At 70.4% G+C, this 20,898-nt stretch carries 19 protein-coding genes; 11 read left to right on the forward strand and 8 right to left on the reverse strand.

Features of this window, described 5'->3' with window-relative positions; genetic code table 11:
- The first annotated feature begins 22 nt into the window (after nt 1-22).
- A complete protein-coding gene (locus PIQ37_RS12195; RefSeq protein ID WP_342073673.1) occupies nt 23-469 on the forward strand; it encodes a universal stress protein in 447 nt (148 codons plus the stop codon).
- A 246-nt stretch (nt 470-715) separates the two neighbouring features.
- Here the strand turns inward: PIQ37_RS12195 and PIQ37_RS12200 are convergent, their stop codons facing one another.
- A complete protein-coding gene (locus tag PIQ37_RS12200) occupies nt 716-1,009 on the reverse strand; it encodes a DUF2782 domain-containing protein (protein WP_254459595.1) in 294 nt (97 codons plus the stop codon).
- A gap of 460 nt (nt 1,010-1,469) precedes the next feature.
- Here PIQ37_RS12200 and polA point away from each other — a divergent pair, with 460 nt between their 5' ends.
- Nucleotides 1,470-4,241: a DNA polymerase I gene (gene polA / locus PIQ37_RS12205; RefSeq protein ID WP_342073674.1), complete on the forward strand. Its 2,772-nt coding sequence runs from the start codon at nt 1,470-1,472 to the stop codon at nt 4,239-4,241.
- A 520-nt stretch (nt 4,242-4,761) separates the two neighbouring features.
- Here the strand turns inward: polA and PIQ37_RS12210 are convergent.
- The 4 genes from PIQ37_RS12210 to PIQ37_RS12225 all read right to left on the reverse strand — a co-directional run bounded on the left by PIQ37_RS12210 (nt 4,762) and on the right by PIQ37_RS12225 (nt 9,455).
- A complete protein-coding gene (locus PIQ37_RS12210; protein ID WP_342073675.1) occupies nt 4,762-5,028 on the reverse strand; it encodes a DUF2164 domain-containing protein in 267 nt (88 codons plus the stop codon).
- Entirely contained in the window at nt 5,025-5,924 is a 900-nt protein-coding gene (hemF, locus tag PIQ37_RS12215) for an oxygen-dependent coproporphyrinogen oxidase (RefSeq protein WP_342073676.1), read from the reverse strand. The genes PIQ37_RS12210 and hemF overlap by 4 nt, the downstream gene beginning before the upstream one ends.
- A 75-nt stretch (nt 5,925-5,999) precedes the next feature.
- Nucleotides 6,000-6,560 (reverse strand): hypothetical protein, encoded by a 561-nt coding sequence (locus PIQ37_RS12220; RefSeq protein WP_342073677.1) that lies wholly within the window; start codon nt 6,558-6,560, stop codon nt 6,000-6,002.
- A 510-nt stretch (nt 6,561-7,070) separates the two neighbouring features.
- Nucleotides 7,071-9,455, reverse strand: coding sequence for a S9 family peptidase (locus tag PIQ37_RS12225; RefSeq protein ID WP_342073678.1), 2,385 nt, complete (start codon nt 9,453-9,455; stop codon nt 7,071-7,073).
- Nucleotides 9,456-9,966: 511 nt separating this feature from the next.
- On the opposite strand from PIQ37_RS12225, the gene PIQ37_RS12230 reads away from it, so the two are divergent.
- From PIQ37_RS12230 to PIQ37_RS12240, 3 genes are all read left to right on the forward strand, one after another.
- Nucleotides 9,967-11,370: a cytochrome ubiquinol oxidase subunit I gene (locus PIQ37_RS12230; protein WP_017910339.1), complete on the forward strand. Its 1,404-nt coding sequence runs from the start codon at nt 9,967-9,969 to the stop codon at nt 11,368-11,370.
- Nucleotides 11,370-12,386 carry a cytochrome d ubiquinol oxidase subunit II gene (gene cydB / locus PIQ37_RS12235; RefSeq protein WP_267082324.1) on the forward strand — a complete coding sequence of 339 codons (1,017 nt, stop codon included), beginning with the start codon at nt 11,370-11,372 and terminating at the stop codon, nt 12,384-12,386. The genes PIQ37_RS12230 and cydB overlap by 1 nt, the downstream gene beginning before the upstream one ends.
- Before the next feature lie 106 nt (nt 12,387-12,492).
- Nucleotides 12,493-13,857, forward strand: coding sequence for an AMP-binding protein (locus PIQ37_RS12240; RefSeq protein ID WP_342073679.1), 1,365 nt, complete (start codon nt 12,493-12,495; stop codon nt 13,855-13,857).
- A gap of 119 nt (nt 13,858-13,976) precedes the next feature.
- On the opposite strand, the gene PIQ37_RS12245 is transcribed toward PIQ37_RS12240, so the two are convergent.
- The 3 genes from PIQ37_RS12245 to PIQ37_RS12255 form a co-directional block, all read right to left on the reverse strand.
- Nucleotides 13,977-14,513 (reverse strand): AAA family ATPase, encoded by a 537-nt coding sequence (locus PIQ37_RS12245; RefSeq protein ID WP_342073680.1) that lies wholly within the window; start codon nt 14,511-14,513, stop codon nt 13,977-13,979.
- Between the two features lie 197 nt (nt 14,514-14,710).
- Nucleotides 14,711-15,727 (reverse strand): chorismate transformation enzyme, FkbO/Hyg5 family, encoded by a 1,017-nt coding sequence (locus PIQ37_RS12250; protein ID WP_342073681.1) that lies wholly within the window; start codon nt 15,725-15,727, stop codon nt 14,711-14,713.
- Complete coding sequence (locus tag PIQ37_RS12255; protein ID WP_342073682.1) at nt 15,724-17,082, reverse strand: NAD(P)/FAD-dependent oxidoreductase; 1,359 nt, start codon at nt 17,080-17,082, stop codon at nt 15,724-15,726. The genes PIQ37_RS12250 and PIQ37_RS12255 overlap by 4 nt, the downstream gene beginning before the upstream one ends.
- 131 nt (nt 17,083-17,213) lie before the next feature.
- On the opposite strand from PIQ37_RS12255, the gene xanC reads away from it, so the two are divergent.
- The 6 genes from xanC to PIQ37_RS12285 are packed head-to-tail and all read left to right on the forward strand — an operon-like array spanning nt 17,214 to nt 20,833.
- Nucleotides 17,214-17,483, forward strand: a complete 270-nt coding sequence (gene xanC, locus PIQ37_RS12260) for a xanthomonadin biosynthesis acyl carrier protein XanC (RefSeq protein ID WP_003470209.1) — start codon at nt 17,214-17,216, stop codon at nt 17,481-17,483.
- Entirely contained in the window at nt 17,458-18,189 is a 732-nt protein-coding gene (locus PIQ37_RS12265) for a COG4648 family protein (RefSeq protein ID WP_342073683.1), read from the forward strand. Before xanC ends, PIQ37_RS12265 begins: the two co-directional genes overlap by 26 nt.
- 55 nt (nt 18,190-18,244) lie before the next feature.
- On the forward strand, nt 18,245-18,994 hold the full coding sequence (locus tag PIQ37_RS12270) for a lysophospholipid acyltransferase family protein (protein WP_342073710.1): 750 nt from the start codon (nt 18,245-18,247) through the stop codon (nt 18,992-18,994).
- Nucleotides 18,995-19,003: 9 nt separating this feature from the next.
- Nucleotides 19,004-19,291 (forward strand): hypothetical protein, encoded by a 288-nt coding sequence (locus tag PIQ37_RS12275; protein ID WP_342073684.1) that lies wholly within the window; start codon nt 19,004-19,006, stop codon nt 19,289-19,291.
- Nucleotides 19,288-20,262, forward strand: coding sequence for an LpxL/LpxP family acyltransferase (locus PIQ37_RS12280; protein WP_342073685.1), 975 nt, complete (start codon nt 19,288-19,290; stop codon nt 20,260-20,262). Before PIQ37_RS12275 ends, PIQ37_RS12280 begins: the two co-directional genes overlap by 4 nt.
- Nucleotides 20,186-20,833: a LolA-related protein gene (locus PIQ37_RS12285; RefSeq protein WP_342073686.1), complete on the forward strand. Its 648-nt coding sequence runs from the start codon at nt 20,186-20,188 to the stop codon at nt 20,831-20,833. Before PIQ37_RS12280 ends, PIQ37_RS12285 begins: the two co-directional genes overlap by 77 nt.
- Nucleotides 20,834-20,898: the final 65 nt, after the last annotated feature.

Consider the following 20,898-nt stretch of genomic DNA (forward strand, 5'->3'; position numbering starts at 1 on the left):
GCGGCGTTACCGGAGCACCGCCATGTACCAGCGCATCCTGATCGCCATCGATGGTTCCGAGTTGTCCGCCAAGGGCTTGCAGCAAGGGCTGGCGCTAGCTTCCGCGCTCGGCGCGGAGGTGGATATCGTCACCGTGTCCGAGCCCTGGGCGATGGGCATGTACGATGCGATGGGCTGGAGCGTGGGCTACGAGGCCAGCCCCGAATACCGTGAGGATCGCGAAGCCGGCGCGCAGAAGATCCTCGCGCCGGCGCTGGCCGCCGCCGCGGCCACCGGAGTGACCGCGCACGGTCGCCACGTGCTCGACCGCTACGCCGCCGAGGGCATCATCGACATGGCCGTGGCCTCCAACAGCGACCTGATCGTGATGACCTCGCACGGCCGCCGCGGCATGAGCCGGGTCCTGCTCGGCAGCCAGACCGCGGAAGTGCTCGCCAACAGCCAGGTGCCGGTGCTGGTGATCCGCTGAGGCGCTGATCGGCCCGCGCCGGCGTCGGCGCGGTGCCGAACACGTTCGAGGCCGGCATCCGGCCACTGGTGGGAGCGACTTATCGCTTTGCCGCGACGCTTCGGCCCTGTCACGCGGCTGCGCCGAGGGGCGACGCCGCGACAGGGGCTACCAGCCGGCACGCGCGTGCATCCGTCCGTTTGGCAGATCGGGAAGACGCGCTCACGCCCACGCGCGCCGCCGTTGGGCGGCGTGCCGGGCGCGACGTCACCAGCTGTACAGCTTCCAGTACACGGGCGACACATTGTCCTTGCTGCCGTCCACTTCCATGTGGCCGTCGCCGTTGCGGTCGTACAGGTAGTAGGCCGGGCCGCGCGCCGGGGTCACCTTGACCATGCGCAGCTGGCCGCCCACGCGGTATTCGTCGACGGTGTCGCCGTTGTCCATCTTGCGCTGGGTCGTTTCCGCGCCGCGCACGTCCATCGGCGCGCCGTCCGGGCCGAGGCCGGTGGAGGCGCAGCCCGCCAGCAGCAACAGCGGGATCAGGATCAGGGCTTTCATTGCGGTGTTCTCCACGGGCAGGACATGCGCAGAGTATGCGCCGAGTGTCTGCATGCGGTGTGGGAATGGCGCGGGCGGATGGCTGCTTAGTGGATCAGGTTGGCGCGTCGCTGCGCGCCGTACCCTCACCCCAACCCCTCTCCCGGTGGGAGAGGGGCTACGGCTTCTCCCTTCTCCCATCGGGAGAAGGTGCCCCGCAGGGGCGGATGAGGGTACGGGCGCAGCCTCGTGGACCAAGCCGGCGCGTCGCTGCGCGCCGTACCCTCACCCCAACCCCTCTCCCGGTGGGAGAGGGGCTCGCAGTTCCCTTCTCCCCTTGGGAGAAGGTGCCCCACAGGGGCGGATGAGGGTACGGGCGCAGCGGCGTGGACCAAGCCAGCGCGTCGCTTCGCGTCGTACCCTCACCCCAACCCCTTTCCCGGTGGGAGAGGGGCTACACGCGGCAGCGTAGAATTGGCCGATGAGCCGATTAGTCCTGATCGACGGGTCCAGTTACCTGTATCGCGCGTTCCACGCGCTTCCGCCGCTGACCAATGCCGCCGGCGAGCCCACCGGCGCGCTGTTCGGCGTGGTCAACATGTTGCGCGCCACCCTCAAGGAGCGCCCCGAGTACGTGGCCTTCGTGGTCGATGCGCCGGGGAAGACCTTCCGCGACGACCTGTACCCGCTGTACAAGGCCAACCGTCCGCCGATGCCCGACGAGCTGCGCGCGCAGGTCGAGCCGATGTGCCAGATCGTGCATGCGCTGGGCATCACCATCCTGCGCCAGGACGGGGTCGAGGCCGACGACGTGATCGGCACGCTGGCCCTGCAGGGCGCCGGCGACGGCCTGGACGTCACCATCTCCACCGGCGACAAGGATTTCGCCCAGCTGGTGCGCCCCGGCGTGCAACTGGTCAACACCATGAGCGGCAGCCGCATGGATTCGGACGCGGCGGTGATGGAGAAGTTCGGGGTCTGGCCGCACCAGATCGTCGACCTGCTGGCACTGATGGGCGATGCCATCGACAACGTGCCGGGCGTCGAGAAGTGCGGACCCAAGACCGCAGCCAAGTGGCTGGCCGAGTATGGCTCCCTGGACGGGGTGATCGCCCATGCCGACGCCATCAAGGGCAAGATCGGCGACAACCTGCGCGCGGCGCTGCAGCGCCTGCCGCTGAACCGCGAACTGGTCACCATCAAGACCGACGTGGCGCTGGCCGGCGGGCCGCGCACCCTGGGCCTGCGCGAACAGGAGCCGGAGCAACTGCGCGGCCTGTACCAGCGCTACGGCTTCACCCAGGCGTTGCGCGACCTGGACGGCGGCGTGGCCGCACCGGAGGCCGCCAGCGAGGCGACGCCCAGCCTGCGCGGCACCGCCGCCGGCTATGCCCGGGCCGCGGCGCCAATCGCCGATACGGCGCTGGACCCGGCGCTGGCCGCCAAGGGCGACTACACCGCGGTGACCACACCCGAGGCGTTCGAAGCATTGCTGGTGCGCCTGCGCGCCGCCGACGGCTTCGCCTTCGACACCGAGACCGACGCGCTGGACGCGATGCGCGCCAACCTGGTCGGGCTCAGCTTCGCCACCAAGCCGGGCCGCGCCGACTACCTGCCGCTGGGCCACGACTACCCGGGCGCGCCGGTGCAACTGGATCGCGCGCTGGCGCTGGAGATGCTCAAGCCGCTGCTGGAGGACCCGGCCAAGGCCAAGGTCGGCCAGCATGGCAAGTACGACCTGCACGTGCTGCGCCGCCACGGCGTGGACGTGCGCGGCTACGCCGACGACACCATGCTGGAGAGCTTCGTGCTCAATTCCACCGCCAGCCGCCACGACATGGACTCGCTGGCCCGGCGCTACCTGGGCTACGACACGGTCAAGTACGAGGACGTGGCCGGCAAGGGCGCCAAGCAGATCGCGTTCTCGCAGGTGGCCATCGACGACGCCACCGGCTACGCCGCCGAGGACGCCGACATCACCCTGCGCCTGCACCGCACGCTGTCGGCGCAGCTGGACGCCGAGCCGGCGCTGGCGCGGGTCTACCGCGAGATCGAGATGCCGCTGGTGCCGGTGCTGGCGCGGGTCGAGGCCAACGGCGTGTGCGTGGACATCGCCGAGCTGCGCAAGCAGAGCCAGGACCTGAGCCAGCGCATGCTGGCCGCGCAGCAGAAAGCCACCGCGCTGGCCGGGCGCAGCTTCAACATGGACTCGCCCAAGCAGCTGCAGGCGGTGCTGTTCGACGAGCTGAAGCTGCCGGCGGTGCTGAAGACCCCCAAGGGCCAGCCCAGCACCAACGAGGAGGCGTTGGAGGCGATCGCCGACCAGCACGAGCTGCCGCGGGTGATCCTGGAGTACCGCGGCCTGGCCAAGCTGCGTAGCACCTACACCGACAAGCTGCCGGAGATGGTCAACCCCGACACCGGTCGCGTGCACACCAGCTACCACCAGGCCGGCGCCGCCACCGGGCGGCTGTCCTCCTCCGATCCCAACCTGCAGAACATTCCGATCCGCACCGACGACGGCCGCCGCATCCGCCGCGCCTTCGTCGCCCCGCCCGGGCGCAAGCTGATCGCCTGCGATTATTCGCAGATCGAGCTGCGGATCATGGCCCACCTGTCCGAGGACCCAGGCCTGTTGCGCGCCTTCGGCAGCGGCGTGGACGTGCACCGCGCCACCGCCGCCGAGGTGTTCGGGCGCAAGCTCGAAGAGGTCACCGGCAACGAGCGCCGCGCCGCCAAGGCGATCAACTTCGGCCTGATGTACGGCATGAGCGCGTTCGGCCTGGCCCGCAACCTGGGCATCGGCCGCGGCGAGGCCCAGGACTACGTGGCGCTGTACTTCAGCCGCTACCCGGGCGTGCGCGACTTCATGGAGCGCATGCGCGAGCAGGCGCGCACCCAGGGCTACGTGGAGACCCTGTTCGGCCGCCGCCTGTACCTGAACGACATCAACGCCCGCCAGCAGGGCCTGCGCGCCGGTGCCGAGCGTGCGGCGATCAATGCGCCGATGCAGGGCACCGCCGCCGACATCATCAAGCGCGCCATGGTCGGCGTGGATGCCTGGCTGCAGGACCACCGCGACCGCGCGTTGATGATCCTGCAGGTGCACGACGAACTGGTGTTCGAGGCCGATGCCGACTTCGTCGACACCTTGCTGCCGGAAGTGACCGGGCGCATGTCCGCCGCGGCGGAGCTGAAGGTGCCGCTGGTTGTGGACAGCGGGGTGGGCGACAACTGGGACGAGGCGCATTGAGCGCCCGGGTTCCGGGCATGCACCCGGGACCCGACCTGGCGCTGCGGTGTCTTGCGTAGACATCGCATGCGCATGCACGCCGTATATCGCAATGGGTTTTCCGAAGGATTATCCCGCCCGCGATTTTCGCTATCCCATTCGCGTTGGTTTTTTGACCCGATCGGGCGCGACACGTCGCAAAATTCCTACTGGCGTCACACCTCGACGCGTGCAGGACCGCTTTGATTGAACGGAATTTTGACGCGGTTTATTTGCACGGATTTTTGGGAATGAATCCGTCCTTAATCTGACAAATTTTTAACTTAAATCTTCACGAACGAGCAAGGTGGGGAATGTTCTTATATCCCTCGACAGGCGCAATACCTGTCGCGGATCTCCTCCCATCCCCTGGAGCAGATCCAGGAACGGCGACTCCTCCCCAAGTCTCCGTTCCCTGGCCCCGCCGACCTCCCCCTGGTCCGCGGGGCTTTTTTATGCCCGCAGATTTTTGACCCCGCGCTGGCGGCGTGCGCGACCCGGCTCAGCGGCGCGCGTCGGTGGGCTGCTGCAGTTGGTAGATCGCGTCGTCCAGGGTGTCCAACTGCGTGGCCAGCAGCGCACGGGCATCGTCCAGGCCGCGGTTGTAGTAATGCGCGCCGATGCGCTCGGCGACGAAGTCCAGCAGGAATTCGGCCTCGAACGCACCGACCTGCTGCTGCAGCTCGGTGCGCAGGTAGGCCTGCAGTTGTTCGGCGATGGCACGCTTGTCCTCGCGGCCCAGCACGGCGGTGCGTGCCGGCGCGCTCATGCCAGCCATTCGCGCGGGACCAAGTACTCGGCCAGGCGCGCCTCGGCGCTGCCCAGTTCGGGCTGGAAGCCGTACTCCCAACGCACCCGCGGCGGCAGGCTCATCAGGATGCTCTCGCTGCGGCCGCCGCTCTGCAGGCCGAACAGGGTGCCGCGGTCGTAGACCAGGTTGAATTCGACGTAGCGGCCGCGCCGGTACAGCTGGAACTCGCGCTCGCGCTCGCCCCAGGGCAGGCCGCGGCGGCGTTCCACGATGGGCAGGTAGGCGTCGAGGAAGCCGTCGCCGACCGCGCGCTGGTAGGCGAAGTCGCGCTCGAAATCGGCATGCAGGTCGTCGAAGAACAGGCCGCCGACGCCGCGGGTCTCGTTGCGGTGCTTGAGGAAGAAGTACTCGTCGCACCAGCGCTTGTGCGCCGGGTAGCGGTCTTCGCCAAAGGGCGTGCACAGGTCGTGCGCGGTCTGGTGCCAGTGGCGGGCGTCCTCGTCGAACGGGTAGTACGGGGTCAGGTCGAAACCGCCGCCGAACCACCAGGCCACGGTGGCGCCGTCGCGCTGCGCCTCGAAGTAGCGCACGTTGGCGTGGGTGGTGGGGATGTACGGGCTGAGCGGGTGGAACACCAGCGACACGCCGACCGCGCGCCATGAGGCGCCGGCCAGTTCCGGGCGGTTGGCGCTGGCCGAGGGCGGCAGGCGGGTGCCGGCGACGTCGGAGAAGCCGATGCCGGCCTGCTCGAACAGCGCGCCATCGCGCAGGATGCGGGTGCGGCCGCCGCCGCCCTCCGCGCGCTGCCAGAGGTCTTCGGCGAAACGGGCCTGGCCGTCGGCGGCCTCGACCGCCGCGCAGATGCGGTCTTGCAGGCCAGTGAGATAGTCGCGAACGCGGTCGAAGGTATGCATGCCGCCATTCTAGAAGCTGGCTGTGTCAGGCGTCTGCGGCGCGCTGCCCGGACTGCGCGGGCCGGTCGGTGTGCGTCAGCGGCGGAACTCGGCGCGCAGCGCGGGGCGGCACAGCTGGTAGACCAGCCAGCCGTGCAGGCCGGCGAAGACCAGGGCGGTCAGCGCGCCGCTGACCATGAGCGTGATCCGGCCCAGCGCCAGGTCGTGCTGGAGTTGTTGCGGGTCGAAGGCGTGCTGCGGCGCCCAGGCCTGCAGCAGGTCGAGCAGTTGCCACAGCAGCGGCAGCACCGCGAAGTTGGCTACGGCGGTGACCACCAGGAACACGATGAAGGCCCGCCGCGCCCAGTCGCGCCGCTGCAGCAGCGCCCACGACGCTGCGCACAGGCCCGCCGACAGCAGCGCCGACAGCCAGGACAGCGCCAGCGCATGGGCGACGCACCACTGCAGCAGCGGCGGCAACGGCAGGCCGGCCTCGCGCAGCACGCCCTCGATCGCCCCGTCCGGCAGCGTCAGCAACAGCAGCGCCTGGCCCAGCGAGTACAGCAGCGACAGCACCCCGATCAGCAGCGAGAGCTTGGCCATCGCATCGATATTCTGGTTGCGGGCGGCAGTGCGGGGCAGCGGCGGAGGCGGCATCGGCGGTCCTTCGGGGAGGGCGGCGCTGGCGCCATCGCGCCGCGGCCGTCCGGCAAGGATAGGGATGGCGGGGCAGGGCGCAAGCCGGCGTGGCGCGCGAGGGGGCGCCTGTGCCGGTGCGCGGTCTCTGGTCAGGGCGCGGCCGATCCGGTGTCGCCATGAGCGGGGCGCTAAGGTCGTGCCGATGCCGGACGGCTTGGCTGCGGGCGCTCGCGTAGAAGCGGATTCAGCCGCGACGGGCCTTACCGGGAAAGCCTCGTCGCGACTGAAGTCGCTCCCACAGGGGCTTGCGGCGAGCCCGCCGGGTGCACTGTGGGAGGGACTTCAGTCCCGACGCATTGCGCCATCGGAAGGCTCACCACGTCGCGCGTCGCGGCTGCACGACAGTTGACTCCTAAGGAGCGGCGCGATGCGTGGCGGACGCAGGAGGTTGGCGGTGTCTGCGGGCACCGCGCGGGGCTCCCGGCGCCTGCCGCACGTCGACGGCAGGCGCTTCGGCGAGTGGCCGGCTCAGCGCAGTTCGCGCTCGAACAGCGTGAGGATGCGCTTGTACTCGTCCAGCCAGGAGTCGGCGCGGGTGAAGCCGTGCTTCTCCAGCGGGTACGGCGCGATCTCCCAGTTGTCCTTGTGCAACTCGATCAGCTTCTGGGTCATGTCCACCGAGTCCTTGAAGAACACGTTGTCGTCGACCATGCCGTGGGCGATCAGCAGGTGGTCGCGCAGGCCGCTGGCGTATTCGATCGGCGAGGAGGTGCGGTAGGCCTCCGGGTCCAGGTCCGGGGTGTTGAGGATGTTGGAGGTGTACTCGTGGTTGTACTGGCTCCAGTCGGCCACCGGGCGCAGCGCGGCGCCGGCCTTGAACGTGCCGGGGCTGCGGAACAGCGCCATGTAGGTCATGAAGCCGCCGTAGGAACCGCCGTAGATGCCGGCACGGCCACGGTCGCCCTGCTTGCTGTCGACCAGCCAGTCCAGGCCGTCCAGATAGTCCTCCAGTTCCGGATGGCCCATGTCGCGGTAGATCGCGGTGCGCCAGTCGCGGCCGTAGCCGGCGCTGGCGCGGTAGTCCAGGTCCAGCACGATGTAGCCCTTCTGCACCAGCAGGTTGTGGAACATCTGCTCGCGGAAGTACGGGGTGTAGCGCGCCGACACGTTCTGCAGGTAGCCCGCGCCGTGCACGAACATCACCACCGGATAGCGCTTGCCCGGCTCCGGCTGCGCCGGACCGTAGTACTTGCCCCAGACGGTGCCGGCACCGTGCTTGGACGGCACCTGCACGAACTGCGGCTGCACCCATTGGCGCGCCTTGAACGAGGCGCTGCGGGTATCTGTGAGCACGCGCGCGTTGCCGCCGGCGGCCGGCAGCACCGCCAGTTGCGGCGGCAGGTAGGGGCCGGAGTAGTGCACCAGCAGCTGCTGGCCGTCCGGCGACAGCGCGAAGTCCTCGACGCCGTCCAGCGAGGTCAGCTCGGCGACGCTGTCGTTGCGCAGGTCGAGCTTGCAGACCTCGTAGTCGCCCGGCCACTTGCGGTTGCACAGGAACAGGAAGCCCTGGCCGTCGGCGCTGACCACCGGCGCGGACACTTCCCACTTGCCGGAAGTGCGCTGGCGCGGCTTCTCGGTGCCGCGCTGGGTGTACAGGTGCGAATAGCCGGACTGCTCGGACAGCAGCCACAGCGTCTGGTTGTCCGGCATCCAGCCGAAGTCGTTGAAGCTCCAGTTGATCCAGGCCGGATCGGTCAGGCGGTGGCGCGGCTGCAGCACCGCCTTGTCCAGGTCGACGCTGGCGATCCAGCGATCCTTGTTGTCCACCGCGCGCAGCAGCACGGCGACGTTGCGGCCGTCCTCGCTCCAGTGCATCGAGGCGCCGCTGCCGTCGCCGTCGGTTTCCACGCGGACCGCGCGCGGACCCTGCAGCGGCTCCTGCTTGGCGGCCTTGCGCAGCGCCGCGAGCGGATCGGTGCCGATGCCGGGCAGCACCGACAGGTCGAGCTTGCGCGCGCTGCCGGCCACCGCATCGACCAGCCACAGGGTCTGCGCCACCGGCGAATTGCGGCCGACCAGGGTGCGCGCTTCCTGGAACTCGGCATAGCCGGATTCGGTCACGTAACGCGGCATCTTGCTGTCGCGGCCTTCCTCGGCGCCCTTGGCATGGGTCACCACCAGCAGGTGGCGGCCGTCCGGCGACAGCGCACTGTCGTCGACCACCACGTCGTCGCCCAGGTACACCGGCGCCGGCGCGCGGCTGCTGTCGGCGCGGCGCCAGGCCTGCTCCTGCTGGCGCAGCAGCTCGCGCTGGGCGCGGTCGCGGGCCAGGGTCTCCAGGGTGCGCAGCTGCTGGTCGCGCAGCACGTCGGGCTTGGGCGCGGCATCGGGATCGCGCTCGGCCTTGAGCACCGCGGCCTGCTGCACGCCGCCGCCGGGACTCCAGCGGTACCAGTCGTTGCCGACCCGCCACAGCGCGCCGCCATCGGTGGTGAACTGCGGCCGCGCGGCGGCCTGGTTGCTGCGGGTCAGCTGGGTCAGCGCACCGCTGCGCAGGTCGCGCAGGAACACGTCGCCGTTGCGCACGAACAACATGCGCTGGCGACGCGCGTCGTAGACCGGGTTGGCCGCGTCCAGGGTGCTGCGCTGCGCGTCCTCGACCCGCTGCGCGGCGCCGCCGTCGACGCCCTGGCGGTAGGTGTCGCGCACCGGGCTGCCGGTGCGCTTGAGCTGGTACTGCACCTGGTGCCCGTCCCAGGCCCACCACGCGTCCTCGACCGGCGGCCCGATCCAGTCCGGATCGGCCATGGCCTGCTCGATGGTCAGCGGGGCGGCGGCATCCTGGGCCGCGGCCAGCGGCGGTAGGCAGGACAGGGACAGCAACACAACAACGCTCAGGGCGAGACGACGCATCTGGAATTCCGGACGAACGGCAAACCGCAAGCGTAGCAGCCGCCAGGGTGGCGGCGATTGCGCCATCGGTCATGTGCGCGCCGGGTAGGGCGATCCGGGCGAGTGGCCGCCGTGCACCGCTCTTCGGCCAAGGCCGCACCTATTCAGGAAAACGACGCCTGCTGCAGTCCACCGATCGTGCTGCCGTGACGCAGGCCTGCACCGGCGGTTCCGATGCACTTTCGGGGGAAAGTGGAAGACGCGATCCGGCATGCCGCACCTCAGGTCGCGCGCAAGCGCAACAGAAACGCGGACTCCGTGCATGCGCTTCCACATGCACGGAAACGGCGGGTTGGCGTCGTCGGCATCTGCATCACTCGTGTGAGCGTCGTTGTGCTGGACGCACACGGGCGCCTGCGCAATCACGTAGCGCCGCCGCTGCGACAAGACGCCGCTGCGACAAACCGTCACATCCCATTTCGCCGCGCTGCACCAACAATAGGCATCGTTTCCGCTGCCTCAGGCGCTACCCATGGACGCCCTGCTGCTGTCGCGCATCCAGTTCGGATTCGTCATCAGTTTCCACGTGCTGTTCCCGGCCTTCACCATCGGCCTGTCGAGCTGGCTGGCGTTCCTGGAGTGGCGCTGGCTGCGCACTCGCGACACCGTGTGGCGCGATCTGTACTTCTTCTGGCTGAAGATCTTCGCCGTGTCCTTCGGCATGGGCGTAGTCAGCGGCATCGTGATGAGCTTCCAGTTCGGTACCAACTGGGCGGTGCTCAGCGAACGGGCCGGCAACATCCTCGGCCCGCTGCTCAGCTACGAGGTGCTGACCGCGTTCTTCCTGGAGGCCTCGTTCCTGGGGGTGATGCTGTTCGGCTGGCACAAGGTGCCGGAGAAGCTGCACTTCCTGGCGACCTGCCTGGTCGCCATCGGCACGTTGATCTCCACGTTCTGGATCCTCTCGGCAAACAGTTGGCTGCAGACGCCGGCCGGCTACGCCGTGGTCGAGGGCGTGTTCCACCCGGCCAACTGGCGCGAGGTGATCTTCAATCCGTCGTTCCCGTACCGGCTCACGCACATGGTGCTGGCTGCGTTCATTACGACGTGTTTCGTGATCGGCGGGGTCAGCGGCTGGTACCTGCGTCGCGGCGAGCATCTGGACGCGGCCGGGCGCATGCTCAAGCTGGCGGTGGCGTTCGCCGCGATCGCACTGCCGCTGCAGATCGCCGCTGGCGATGCGCATGGCCTGAACACGCTCGAGCACCAGCCGATCAAGGTGGCGGCGATGGAAGGGCATTGGCATGGCGAGGCGAAGGGGCAGGGCGTGCCGCTGGTGGTGTTCGCGGTGCCCAACGAGGCCGCCGAGCGCAACGACTACGAGGTGACCATTCCGCGCCTGGGCAGCGTGATCCTGACCCATACGCTGGATGGCGAGATCACGCCGCTGACCGCGGTGCCGCGGGACGAGCGGCCGCCGGTGAAGCCGGTGTTCTATGCGTTCCGGGTGATGGTCGGGCTGGGCATGGCGATGCTGCTGCTGGCGCTGGTGTCGCTGTTCTTCTGGTGGCGCGGCACGTTGCTGCGCCGGCGTGCGCTGCACCTGGCGTGGAACGCGATGCTGCCGGCCGGGTTCGTGGCGCTGGTCGCCGGCTGGTTCGTCACCGAGATCGGGCGCCAGCCGTACGTGATCTACGGCCTGCTGCACACCCGCGATGCGGTCAGCCCGACGCTCAGCCCGGCGATGGTGTGGATCTCGCTGAGCGTCTACGTGCTCGCCTACGCGCTGGTGTTCGGCTTCGGCAGTTGGTACATCCTGCGCATGCTGCGCCATGGGCCGCTGCCGCACGAGCCGGCGCCGCGCATGCAGGAGGGCGACAAGACCCCGGCGCGGCCGCTGTCGGCGGCCGACGACGACATCGAGGAGACCCGCTGATGGACATGGCGACCGTATTGCCGGTGATCTGGTTCGGCGTGATCGGCTTCGGCGTGCTGATGTACGTGCTGCTGGACGGCTTCGTGCTCGGCCTGGGCATCCTGGCGCCGTTCGCCGAGGACGAGGACCAGCTCGACCTGATGATGAATACAGCCGCGCCGATCTGGGACGGCAACGAGACCTGGCTGGTGCTCGGCGGCGCCGGTCTGCTGGCGGCCTTCCCCAAGGCCTACGCGATCGTGCTGTCGGCACTGTACCTGCCGGTGCTGCTGATGCTGATCGCCCTGGTGTTCCGCGGTGTGGCCTTCGAGTTCCGCTTCAAGGCGCGCAGTTCCAAGTACCTGTGGGGCTGGGCGTTCGCGCTGGGTTCGCTGTGCGCGGCGTTCTGGCAGGGGGTGATCCTGGGCGCGCTGGTGGAAGGCATGCCGCTGCAGGACGGCAAGTACCTGGGCGGGGTGCTGGGCTGGTTCAGCCCGTTCTCGATGCTCACCGGCGCGGCGGTGGTGTTCGGCTATGCGCTGCTCGGCGGCAGTTGGCTGATCCTCAAGACCGAGGGCGCGATGCAGCGCATCGCCCGCACCCTGACCCGGCCGCTGGTGCTGGTGGTGGTGGTGTTCATGGGCCTGGTCAGTGCCTGGCTGCCGTTCCTGGACTCGCGGATCATGGCGCGCTGGTTCCACGACGGGAATTTCTGGTGGCTGTCGCCGGTGCCGCTGCTGGTGCTGGTCAACGCGGTGGCGCTGTGGCGTGCGGCGATGGCACAGGGCCGCGATGCGCGTCCGTTCGTGCTGACCCTGTGCTTCTTCGTGCTCGGCTTCTTCGGCCTGGTGCTGGGCATCTGGCCGAACATCGTGCCGCCCGGGCTGACCATCTGGGAAGCGGCCTCGCCACCGTCTTCGCAGGGCTTCGTGCTGGCCGGGCTGGCGGTGCTGCTGCCGGTGATCCTGGGCTACACCGCGTGGTCGTACCGGGTGTTCCGCGGCAAGATCACCGCCGACACCGGCTACCACCACTGACGGCGGCCGCCGCGGCGGCCGGCCGGCTTGCCAGCGGCGGCGGTGGCGGCCAAGCTACCGGCTCCCGCGCCGTGCGGGTCATCGCCCGCCCGAGCCGCCGCCCCGCATGTCCGCCGTTTCCTCCGAGATTCCCGCCGCGCCCCTGTTGCATCCGCTTGCCGTCGGCGACGCGCGGCGCCCGCTGGCCTTCGCCAACGGCGAACACATCGACCTGGCCACCTTCCTCGGCCACGTGCGCGGCCTGGCCGCGGTGCTGCCGGCCGGCCGGCACGCGCTGAACCTGTGCGAGGACCGCTATCGCTTCATGGTCGCGTTCTGTGCGGTGGCGCTGCGCGGGCAGACCTCCCTGCTGCCGTCCTCGCGTGCGCCGGCGGTGGTGGCCGAGGTGCAGCGCAGCCATGCCGATTGCTATTGCCTGGGCGACCTGGCGCTGGCCGAGCCGCCGCCGCGCTACTGGCAGTTGCCGGACGTATTGCCGTCGCTGGGCGGGCCGATGCCGCAACTGGCCGACGACGCGCTGGTGGCGATCGGCTTCACCTCCGGCAGCACCGGCGCGCCCAAGCCCAATCCCAAGACCTGGGGCAGCTTCCTCACCAGCACCCGCCAGGACCTGCTGGCGCTGGTCGGGCTGTGGCCGGACACGGCGGTGCCGCAGGTGGTGGCGACGGTGCCGCCGCAGCACATGTACGGCATGGAGCTGTCGATCCTGCTGCCGCTGGTGACGCCGCTGGCGGTGCACGCCGGGCGCCCGTTCTTTCCCGAGGACGTGGCCCGCGCACTGGCGCAGTTGCCGGCGCCGCGGCTGCTGGTGACCACGCCGGTGCATCTGCGCGCGCTGGTCGAATCCGGCGTCGCCCTGCCGCCGCTGGCCGGCATCGTCTCGGCCACCGCGCCGCTCGCGCAGGAACTGGCCGCCGCTGCCGAGGCGCGTTTCGGCGGCGAGGTGCGCGAGATGTTCGGCTCCACCGAGACCTGCGTGTTCGCCAGTCGTCGCACCGCCTGCGAAGTGCCGTGGACGCCGCTGCCCGGCGTGCGCGTGGCGCCGCAGCCGGACGGCACCCTGGTGCACGCGCCGCATCTGCCGCAGCCGGTGCTGCTGGCCGACCTGATGGAAGTGGATGCCGACGGCCGTTTCCAGGTGCGCGGGCGCCAGGCCGACCTGCTGGAGATCGCCGGCAAGCGCGCCTCGCTGGCCGACCTCACCCGGCGTCTGCTGGCCCTGCCGGGCGTGGTCGACGGCGCGATGCTGCAACTGGATCCGGAGCCGGGCCAGGCGGTGGGCCGCATCGCCGCGGTGGTGGTGGCACCGACCCTGGACGAGGCCACGATCCTCGCCGCGCTGCGCCGCGAGCTGGATCCGGTGTTCCTGCCGCGCCGGCTGCGCCTGCTCGACGCCCTGCCGCGCAACGAGACCGGCAAGCTGCCGCGCGATCGCATGCTGGCGTTGTTGGCTGGGGACTGCGACGGCTGAGTCGCGGTCTGGCAGGTTGCACCGATCGCCAGGCCCGGCCGGTGATCGACGCGTCGGGACTGCGCATGATTGCGCCTGAGCGTTCCCGGCGTCGCTCGAGTTCGAAGCGACGGTGCGCGTCACTCGGACAAGCGTCTCGACACCTCGGCGACGAGGCGCTCCATGTCCACCGGCACGCGCGTATCCACCGTGACGACGGCGCCTAGTCCCACCGGTCCGGCGTACTCGGCAAGCATGTCCGGCGTCAGTTCTTTCAACGGATGCGCGGCGTGATGCCCACTGGCCGCTGCACGTTCCCGAAAACGTCGGGCGGTTTCGTCGGGGCCGCAGTCGCAGTGAACTTCGACGATGACGGCGTCGAGGCTGGCCAGTTTGCCGCGCTCGTACGCGCTGCGGGGCCGGAAGTTGGCTTCCAGCACCGCGTGCGGCGCGTGGCGTGCCAGCGACCAGAGCAGTTCCATCGCCGCGCCGCCAATCCGGCGCGACGCGGCGAGATCGCCGCCGCTGTCGCCGAGGGCGTCGGTCAGGGTTTCCTTGATGACATCCTTGCAGAACAGCGGAAATCCGAGTCGTGTGGCGAGCGGCACTGCCAAGGTGGTTTTCCCTGCGCCAGGCGCGCCGGACACGATCACGATCTTGCGGGGACTGTCGGACATGGCAGGCCAGTGCGAAGGTCTGGAACGGACGCCACCGCTCAGCTGGCGACGCGACTTGGGAATCGGCAAGCGTGTCTGCAAGCGGCGAACCGGGGCAACCGTGGTGGCCTACCGTCCTGCATCGCTCGACGCCTGATCGAGCGAACCGCACCGCCGTCGCGGCGATGGCGAGCTGGTGCGTCTAGCGACGCAGATGTTCAACCATGCACGCCGTCGATCTCCACCGCCAGTTCGTCGCGGCAGATCACCGCGTGCAGCAGCAGGCGCGGGACGCGGTCGCCGAAGCGGGTATCGAGGGCGGCGGCGACCAGCGGCAGGTCGCCGGGCTCGCGCACGTAGACCTTGAGGCGGGTGCCGTCGCCGAACTGCGGCGGCAGGTCCGGGGCGTGTTCGCGCGCGGCGGCCAGCAGGGCGTCGAAGTTGGCGAAGGTTTCCTCCAGCTGCGCCAGCAACTGGCCCTGGTGCATGGAGGCGTGGCCGACCACGCTGGCGGTGCCGGACAGCAGCAGCGGCATGTCGCTGCCGGCCGGCGGCAGCATGGCGCGGGCGAAGCTGGGCGGCTGCGGGCCGTACTGGCGCGGGTAGCGGTAGGCGCTGACCTGGCGCGGGTTCTCCAGCGGGGTGCCGGCCTGCGCGGCGGCCAGCCAGTAGATCTGCATCACCCGCGCGTCGTCGCAGCGGCCGACCGCGGTCGCCGCGGGCAGTTGGGTGGCGTCGAAATCGCCCAGCCCGCGCGCGCGGCCGACGCAGAAGCGCCGGTAGCGCTCGCGGTCGCCGCTGCCCAGGGTGATCGCGTCGAGGTAGTTCCAGATGCGCAGCAGGCGCGGGGTGGCGCTGCCGGCGACGAAGGCGCTGATCTGCGCGTAGGCGAGTGCGGCGGCTTCCTCGATGTCCAGGTCGACCTGGCGCTCGTCGATCTCGATGACGCCGAACTGCAGGCGGCCGTCGCTGGCCCAGGCGATGGCGCCGTCGCGGCCGCTGTGCACCGGGGCATCGGTGCGCCACACCTCGAGCATGCGCGGGCCGTGCGGCTGCAGCGGCACGCGCAGGTAGCGCGGGTCGTCGTGGTAGGGCGCGGTCTCGCCGAAGCCGAACACCGCCAGCACTCGGTCCTCGGCCAGCAACCGGCCCGGATCGGTCTCGGCGACGTAGTCCACCTGCAACTGCGGATGGCCCTGCGTGTGGTGCGGAAACTGCAGGTGCGGGCGGCTCATGGTGTTTCTCCGTGCAAGGTGTCGCCGTGGAACGATTCGCGGGCCTGGCGGCGGCGGTGGCGCCAGGCGCGCCATGCCCGCGGCAGCATCGCCACTGCGGACAGCGCATAGATGGCACGGAACACCCGCAGGCGGCGCAGTACCGCACGGTTGTCGAAGACGTCGCCGGCGAGCATCGCCACCACCGCCTGTTCCACCTGCAGCACGTTGCGCGGTTGCGCGAACAGCTCGCGCATGGTCGGCGAGGTGAAGCGGTAGATGAACCACTTGAACTCGTCCAGGCCGCCGCGCAGGTGCCGTTCCAGGCGCCGCTGCAGCCGCGCCTCGCTGGCCGGGTCGCGCAGCGCCGCGTCGACCACGGACGCGCCGCGCTCGGCGCTGTGCATGGCCAGATACACGCCGGAGGAGAACATCGGGTCGACGAAGGCGTAGGCGTCGCCGAGCATCAGCCAGCGCGGCCCGCTCATGCGCGTGCATTCGTAGGCGTAGTTGCCGGTGGCGTGCACCGGCGCCACGCGCTGCGCGCCAGCCATGCGCGCCACCACGTCCGGATTCAGCGCCAGGGTGCGCAGCAGGAACGTCTCGCTGTCGCAGCCCTGGCGGGTCTTCATGTACTCCGGGTCGCACACCGCGCCCACGCTCATCACGTCGTCGGGCAGCGGGATCAGCCACATCCAGCCGTGCGCGTGGCGATAGATGCTGATGTTGCCGGCGTCCTCGCCGGGGCGCCGCGCCACGCCGCGGAAATGGCTGAACAGCGCCGCCGACTGGTGCCGCGGATTGGCGCGCTTGAGCTTGAGCTTGTTGCCGAGGAAGGTGTCGCGGCCGCTGGCGTCGATCAGGTAGCGCGGCCGGTAGTGGCGCACGCCGTCGGCGCCGCGCGCCTGCACCGTCGGCGCCTCGCCGTCCAGCTGCACCGCCTCGACGCGGACGCCCTCGTGCACGTCGGCGCCGACCGCGCGCGCCTGCGCGAACAGCACCCGGTCGAAGTCGGCGCGCGGCACCTGCAGCGCGAAGTCGGACTGCGCGCCCAGCGCGTGCGCGAAGCGGAAGGTGTTGTAGCCGCCGGCATCGTTGGGGAAATCGGCGCCGAGCTTGAGCACGCCGATCGCCCGCACCTGGTCGAGCACGCCCAGCCGCTGCAGGATCGGCATGTTCATCGGCAGCAGCGATTCGCCGATGTGGAAGCGCGGATGGTGGTCCTTTTCCAGCACGGTGACCCGCCAGCCGCGTTGCGCCAGGACGATCGCCGCCGCGCAGCCGGCCGGCCCTCCGCCGATCACCAGCACGTCGGGCGTGTCTGCCGCGGCGTCGCGTGCGGTGGGGGGAGGGGAAGCAACAGCGGCGGACGTCATCCTGAGGGAACCTGCGGGCGCAACGGCGGGGCGAAACGGCATGATAGCGTGCCGTTCGCGGGCCGATGGTTGCGCCGCAGCGCCCGATGCACCATCTTGTCGCACCCGTCCTTTCGCCTGGAAGCCCCTGGATGTCTTCGCAAACCGCCGCCGAACGTGAACTGGCCGAGCTGCTGGTCGAGAGCCTGAACCTGGAAGACGTCCAGCCCGGCGACATCGATCCGGAGGCGCCGCTGTTCAATACCGGCCTGGGGCTGGACTCGATCGACGCCCTGGAACTGGCGCTGGCGATCAGCAAGCGCTACGGCTTCCAGCTGCGCTCGGACAACGACGAGAACCGCCGCATCTTCGCCTCGCTGCGCGCGCTGTCGGCGCATGTCGAAGCCAACAAGACCAGCTGAGCCGGCCGACGCCGCGCCCTGGGCGCTGGCCCTGGGCGTGCTGCTGGCGCTGGCCTACTCGCCACTGGCGCACTGGGCCAATGCCGCGCACCGCCCGGACCTGGCGGTGCTGGCCGGCGCGGCGCTGGTGCTGATGGTGCTGGTGGAGCCGATGGCGCGTTGGCGGCCCTGGGCCTGGGCGCTGGCCATCGCCGCGACGGCGGCGCTGGTGCCGCTGTGGCGCTCGCCGCACGCCCTGCTGCTGCTGGCCGCGCCGCCGGTGCTGTTCACCGCCTGGGTGGCCTGGTTCTTCGGGCGCAGCCTGCAGCGCGGGCGCACGCCGCTGATCACTCGCATCGTCGAGGCCCTGTACCGGCAGGCCGGCATGCCGATCACCCCGGAGCAACTGCGCTACACCCGTCGCCTGACCCTGGCCTGGACCCTGCTGCTGGTCGGGCTGACGCTGCTGAACCTGCTGCTGGCGCTGTGCGCCCAGCCCAGCGGGGTGCTGGCGCAGCTGGGCCTGGCCTCGCCGCTGCCGATCAGCGATGCGCGCGCCTCGTTGTTCGCCAATCTGCTGGGCTACGGGGTCATCGGCGGCTTCTTCGTCGGCGAGTACCTGCTGCGCGGGCGCTGGTTTCCGCAGCGTCCCTACCGTAATCTGCCCGACTTCCTGCACCGGCTGGCGCGGCTGGGGCCGGTTTTTTGGCGCGATCTGTTGCGCTGACGCGCGAAGTGCAGGGGACGCAAGGGTCGTGCAGATCATCAAGGAAAACAGCAAGTTGCCGCAGGCAGGGATGCCCTCGCGCATGGCCTGGGCCGTGTGGAACACCCTGCAGCTGGCATTTACCCTGGCGCATACCGCGCTGGGCATCGTCGTCGCGTTGGTGCTGCTGTGGCTGACCGGGCCGCGCCTGCCGCTGCGCATGGGCGCGCGGTTCTGGGCGCCGGTGCTGCTGTTCGGCGCCGGGGCACGGCTGGAGGTGGAGGGCCAGGAGCGGGTGGACTGGTCGCGCAACCACCTGTTCGTCAGCAACCACCAGTCGATCATCGACATCTGTGTGCTGTTCATGGCGCTGCCGGTGCCGCTGCGCTTCCTGCTCAAGGACGAGATGCTGAAGGTGCCGTTCGTGAATTGGTATGCGCGCGCGACCGGCATGCTGTTCCTGGACCGCGACAGCCGCCGCGCCGGGGCGATGATGCGGCGCGAGGCGGCGGCGTTGCTGCGCCGCGGCGAGGACCTGTGCCTGTTCCCGGAAGGCACCCGCAGCCGCAGCGGCGCGCTGGCCGAGTTCAAGGCCGGGCTGCTGCAGGCCGCGATCGACGCCGGAGTGGACGTGGTGCCGGTGGCGCTGGACGGGGCGGGCAAGGTGCTGCCGCCGACCAGCCTGTTCCGGGTCCGGCCCGGCGTCATTCGGGTGCGGATCGGCACGCCGATCCGGGTGAACGGCGAGGACGGCCCGCTGAACCGCCAGGAAGTGACCCAGCGCGCGCACCAGGCTGTCCTTGCCATGCTCGAACCCAGGATATGAGTCGCCCGTATGCAATTCGTCGTACCGCATGATCATCCCAGCCTGCCCGGCCACTTCCCGGGCCGCCCGGTGGTGCCCGGCGTCGTGGTGCTGGACCACGTGCTGCAGGCCGTCGAGGCGGCGCACGGCGCGCGCGCGCCGCTGCGCCTGCCGCAGGTGAAGTTCCTGCAGCCGCTGCTGCCCGGCCAGCCGGCGCGGGTGGAACTGGACGGTGCCGCGCCGCGCTGGCGCTTCCGCGTGCTGCGTGGCGAAGACCTGCTGGTCAGTGGCGAACTGAACGCCGAGGCGGCGCCGTGAGCGCCGGCTGGAAGCAGCGCCCGGAAGGCGGCGGCCGCTTCGCCCTGTGGCTGATCCGCAGCATCGCCCGCTACGGCGGCCGCGCCGTCGGGCGCTTGCTGCTGTATCCGATCACCCTGTACTTCCTGCTGGTGCGCGGCCCGGAGCGGCGCGATTCGCGGCACTACCTGAGCCGCGTGTTCGACCGCCCGGCCACGCTGCTGGAGGTGGCCCGGCACATCCACACCTTCGCCTCCACCATTCTCGACCGGGTGTTCATGCTGTGCGGGCAGATGCACCGGTTCCGGGTGCAGATCCGCGGCCTGGACCAGTTGCACACGCAGATGGACCGCGGCCGCGGCGTGCTGATCTTCGGCTCGCACCTGGGCAGCTTCGACGCGCTGCGGGTGCTGGCCACCGAGCGCCCGGACGTGCAGGTCAAGGTGGTGCTGGACAAGGCGCACAACCCGGCTATGACCGACCTGCTGGGCGCGCTGAACCCGCAACTGGCCGCCAACATCATCGACGCGGGCATGGACAGCACCTCCATCGTCATGGCGATCAAGCAGGCCACCGACGAGGGCGCGCTGGTCGCGCTGCTGGTGGACCGGCCGCGCCCGGAGGATCCGGCGCTGCCGGCCGCGTTCATCGGCCAGGGCGCCATGTTCCCGACGTCGCCGTGGCTGATCGCCGCCGCGCTCAAGGTGCCGGTGGTGCTGGCGTTCGGGCTGTACCGCGGCGGCAACCGCTACGAGCTGGTGTTCGAGACCTTCAGCGAAGGCCTGGACCTGCCGCGCCGGCAGCGTGCGCCGGTGCTGGCCGCGCTCATCCGCGATTACGCCGCCAGGCTGGAGCATTACACCCGCTCCGCGCCCTACAACTGGTTCAACTTCTACGACTTCTGGAACAACCGCCATGCCGATGCGCCGCACCTTGCCGTGGATGCTGATACTGCTGTGCAGCGCCGCACCGCTGAGCGCCGCATCGCCTGAGGCGCCGGACGCCGACTGGATCCTGCAGAAGCTGGCGCGGCCGGCGCCGGTCAGCACCGCCTTCGTCGAACTGCGCGGCTCGGCGCTGCTGAAGGCGCCGCTGCGGGTGCAGGGCGAGTACCGCCGCCCGGACGCGCAGACCCTGGTGCGCGAGGTCACCGCGCCGTACCACGAGACCACCACCCTGCGCGGCGGCGAAGCCACGCTGGAGCGCGACGGCAAGCCGCCGCGGCGCTTCTCGCTGACGCGCGTGCCGGAACTGGCCGGCCTGCAGAGCGGCTTCGGCGCGCTGCTGTCCGGCGACCGCGCACTGCTGCAGCAGCAGTACACCATCAGCAGCTCCGGCACCCGCGAGCGCTGGCAGCTGCAGCTGCAGCCCAAGGACCCGGCCGTGGCCGCGCACGTGCGTAGCCTGCGCCTGTACGGCCGTGGTGCCGAACTGCGCTGCATCGAGACCACCCCGGCCAAGGGCGACGTTCAGCGTACCCTGCTGGCCGGTGCCGCGCAGGCCGCCGGTGCCGTCGCCGACGGCGCTGCGCTGACCGCGCTGTGCCACGGCGACGCGGCGTGATCCCCGCACGAGGCGCCCTCCGGCAGCGTGCTGCCGGCCCGACGGCTGCGCGCGCGGCGGCTGAT

It is taken from the genome of Xanthomonas protegens, assembly GCF_038442435.1.
Classification (GTDB): Bacteria; Pseudomonadota; Gammaproteobacteria; order Xanthomonadales; family Xanthomonadaceae; genus Xanthomonas_A; species Xanthomonas_A sontii.

Bases quoted from the DNA above. Each gene is read 5' to 3' on its own strand.
- hemF (WP_342073676.1), bottom strand. From the start codon at position 5,924: ATGCATACCTTCGACCGCGTTCGCGACTATCTCACTGGCCTGCAAGAC.
- PIQ37_RS12240 (WP_342073679.1), top strand. From the start codon at position 12,493: ATGTCCGCCGTTTCCTCCGAGATTCCCGCCGCGCCCCTGTTGCATCCG.
- PIQ37_RS12220 (WP_342073677.1), bottom strand. From the start codon at position 6,560: ATGCCGCCTCCGCCGCTGCCCCGCACTGCCGCCCGCAACCAGAATATC.
- PIQ37_RS12285 (WP_342073686.1), top strand. From the start codon at position 20,186: ATGCCGATGCGCCGCACCTTGCCGTGGATGCTGATACTGCTGTGCAGC.
- PIQ37_RS12200 (WP_254459595.1), bottom strand. From the start codon at position 1,009: ATGAAAGCCCTGATCCTGATCCCGCTGTTGCTGCTGGCGGGCTGCGCC.
- PIQ37_RS12275 (WP_342073684.1), top strand. From the start codon at position 19,004: ATGCAATTCGTCGTACCGCATGATCATCCCAGCCTGCCCGGCCACTTC.
- PIQ37_RS12255 (WP_342073682.1), bottom strand. From the start codon at position 17,082: ATGACGTCCGCCGCTGTTGCTTCCCCTCCCCCCACCGCACGCGACGCC.
- cydB (WP_267082324.1), top strand. From the start codon at position 11,370: ATGGACATGGCGACCGTATTGCCGGTGATCTGGTTCGGCGTGATCGGC.
- xanC (WP_003470209.1), top strand. From the start codon at position 17,214: ATGTCTTCGCAAACCGCCGCCGAACGTGAACTGGCCGAGCTGCTGGTC.
- PIQ37_RS12250 (WP_342073681.1), bottom strand. From the start codon at position 15,727: ATGAGCCGCCCGCACCTGCAGTTTCCGCACCACACGCAGGGCCATCCG.
- PIQ37_RS12195 (WP_342073673.1), top strand. From the start codon at position 23: ATGTACCAGCGCATCCTGATCGCCATCGATGGTTCCGAGTTGTCCGCC.
- PIQ37_RS12230 (WP_017910339.1), top strand. From the start codon at position 9,967: ATGGACGCCCTGCTGCTGTCGCGCATCCAGTTCGGATTCGTCATCAGT.
- polA (WP_342073674.1), top strand. From the start codon at position 1,470: ATGAGCCGATTAGTCCTGATCGACGGGTCCAGTTACCTGTATCGCGCG.
- PIQ37_RS12245 (WP_342073680.1), bottom strand. From the start codon at position 14,513: ATGTCCGACAGTCCCCGCAAGATCGTGATCGTGTCCGGCGCGCCTGGC.
- PIQ37_RS12210 (WP_342073675.1), bottom strand. From the start codon at position 5,028: ATGAGCGCGCCGGCACGCACCGCCGTGCTGGGCCGCGAGGACAAGCGT.
- PIQ37_RS12225 (WP_342073678.1), bottom strand. From the start codon at position 9,455: ATGCGTCGTCTCGCCCTGAGCGTTGTTGTGTTGCTGTCCCTGTCCTGC.
- PIQ37_RS12265 (WP_342073683.1), top strand. From the start codon at position 17,458: ATGTCGAAGCCAACAAGACCAGCTGAGCCGGCCGACGCCGCGCCCTGG.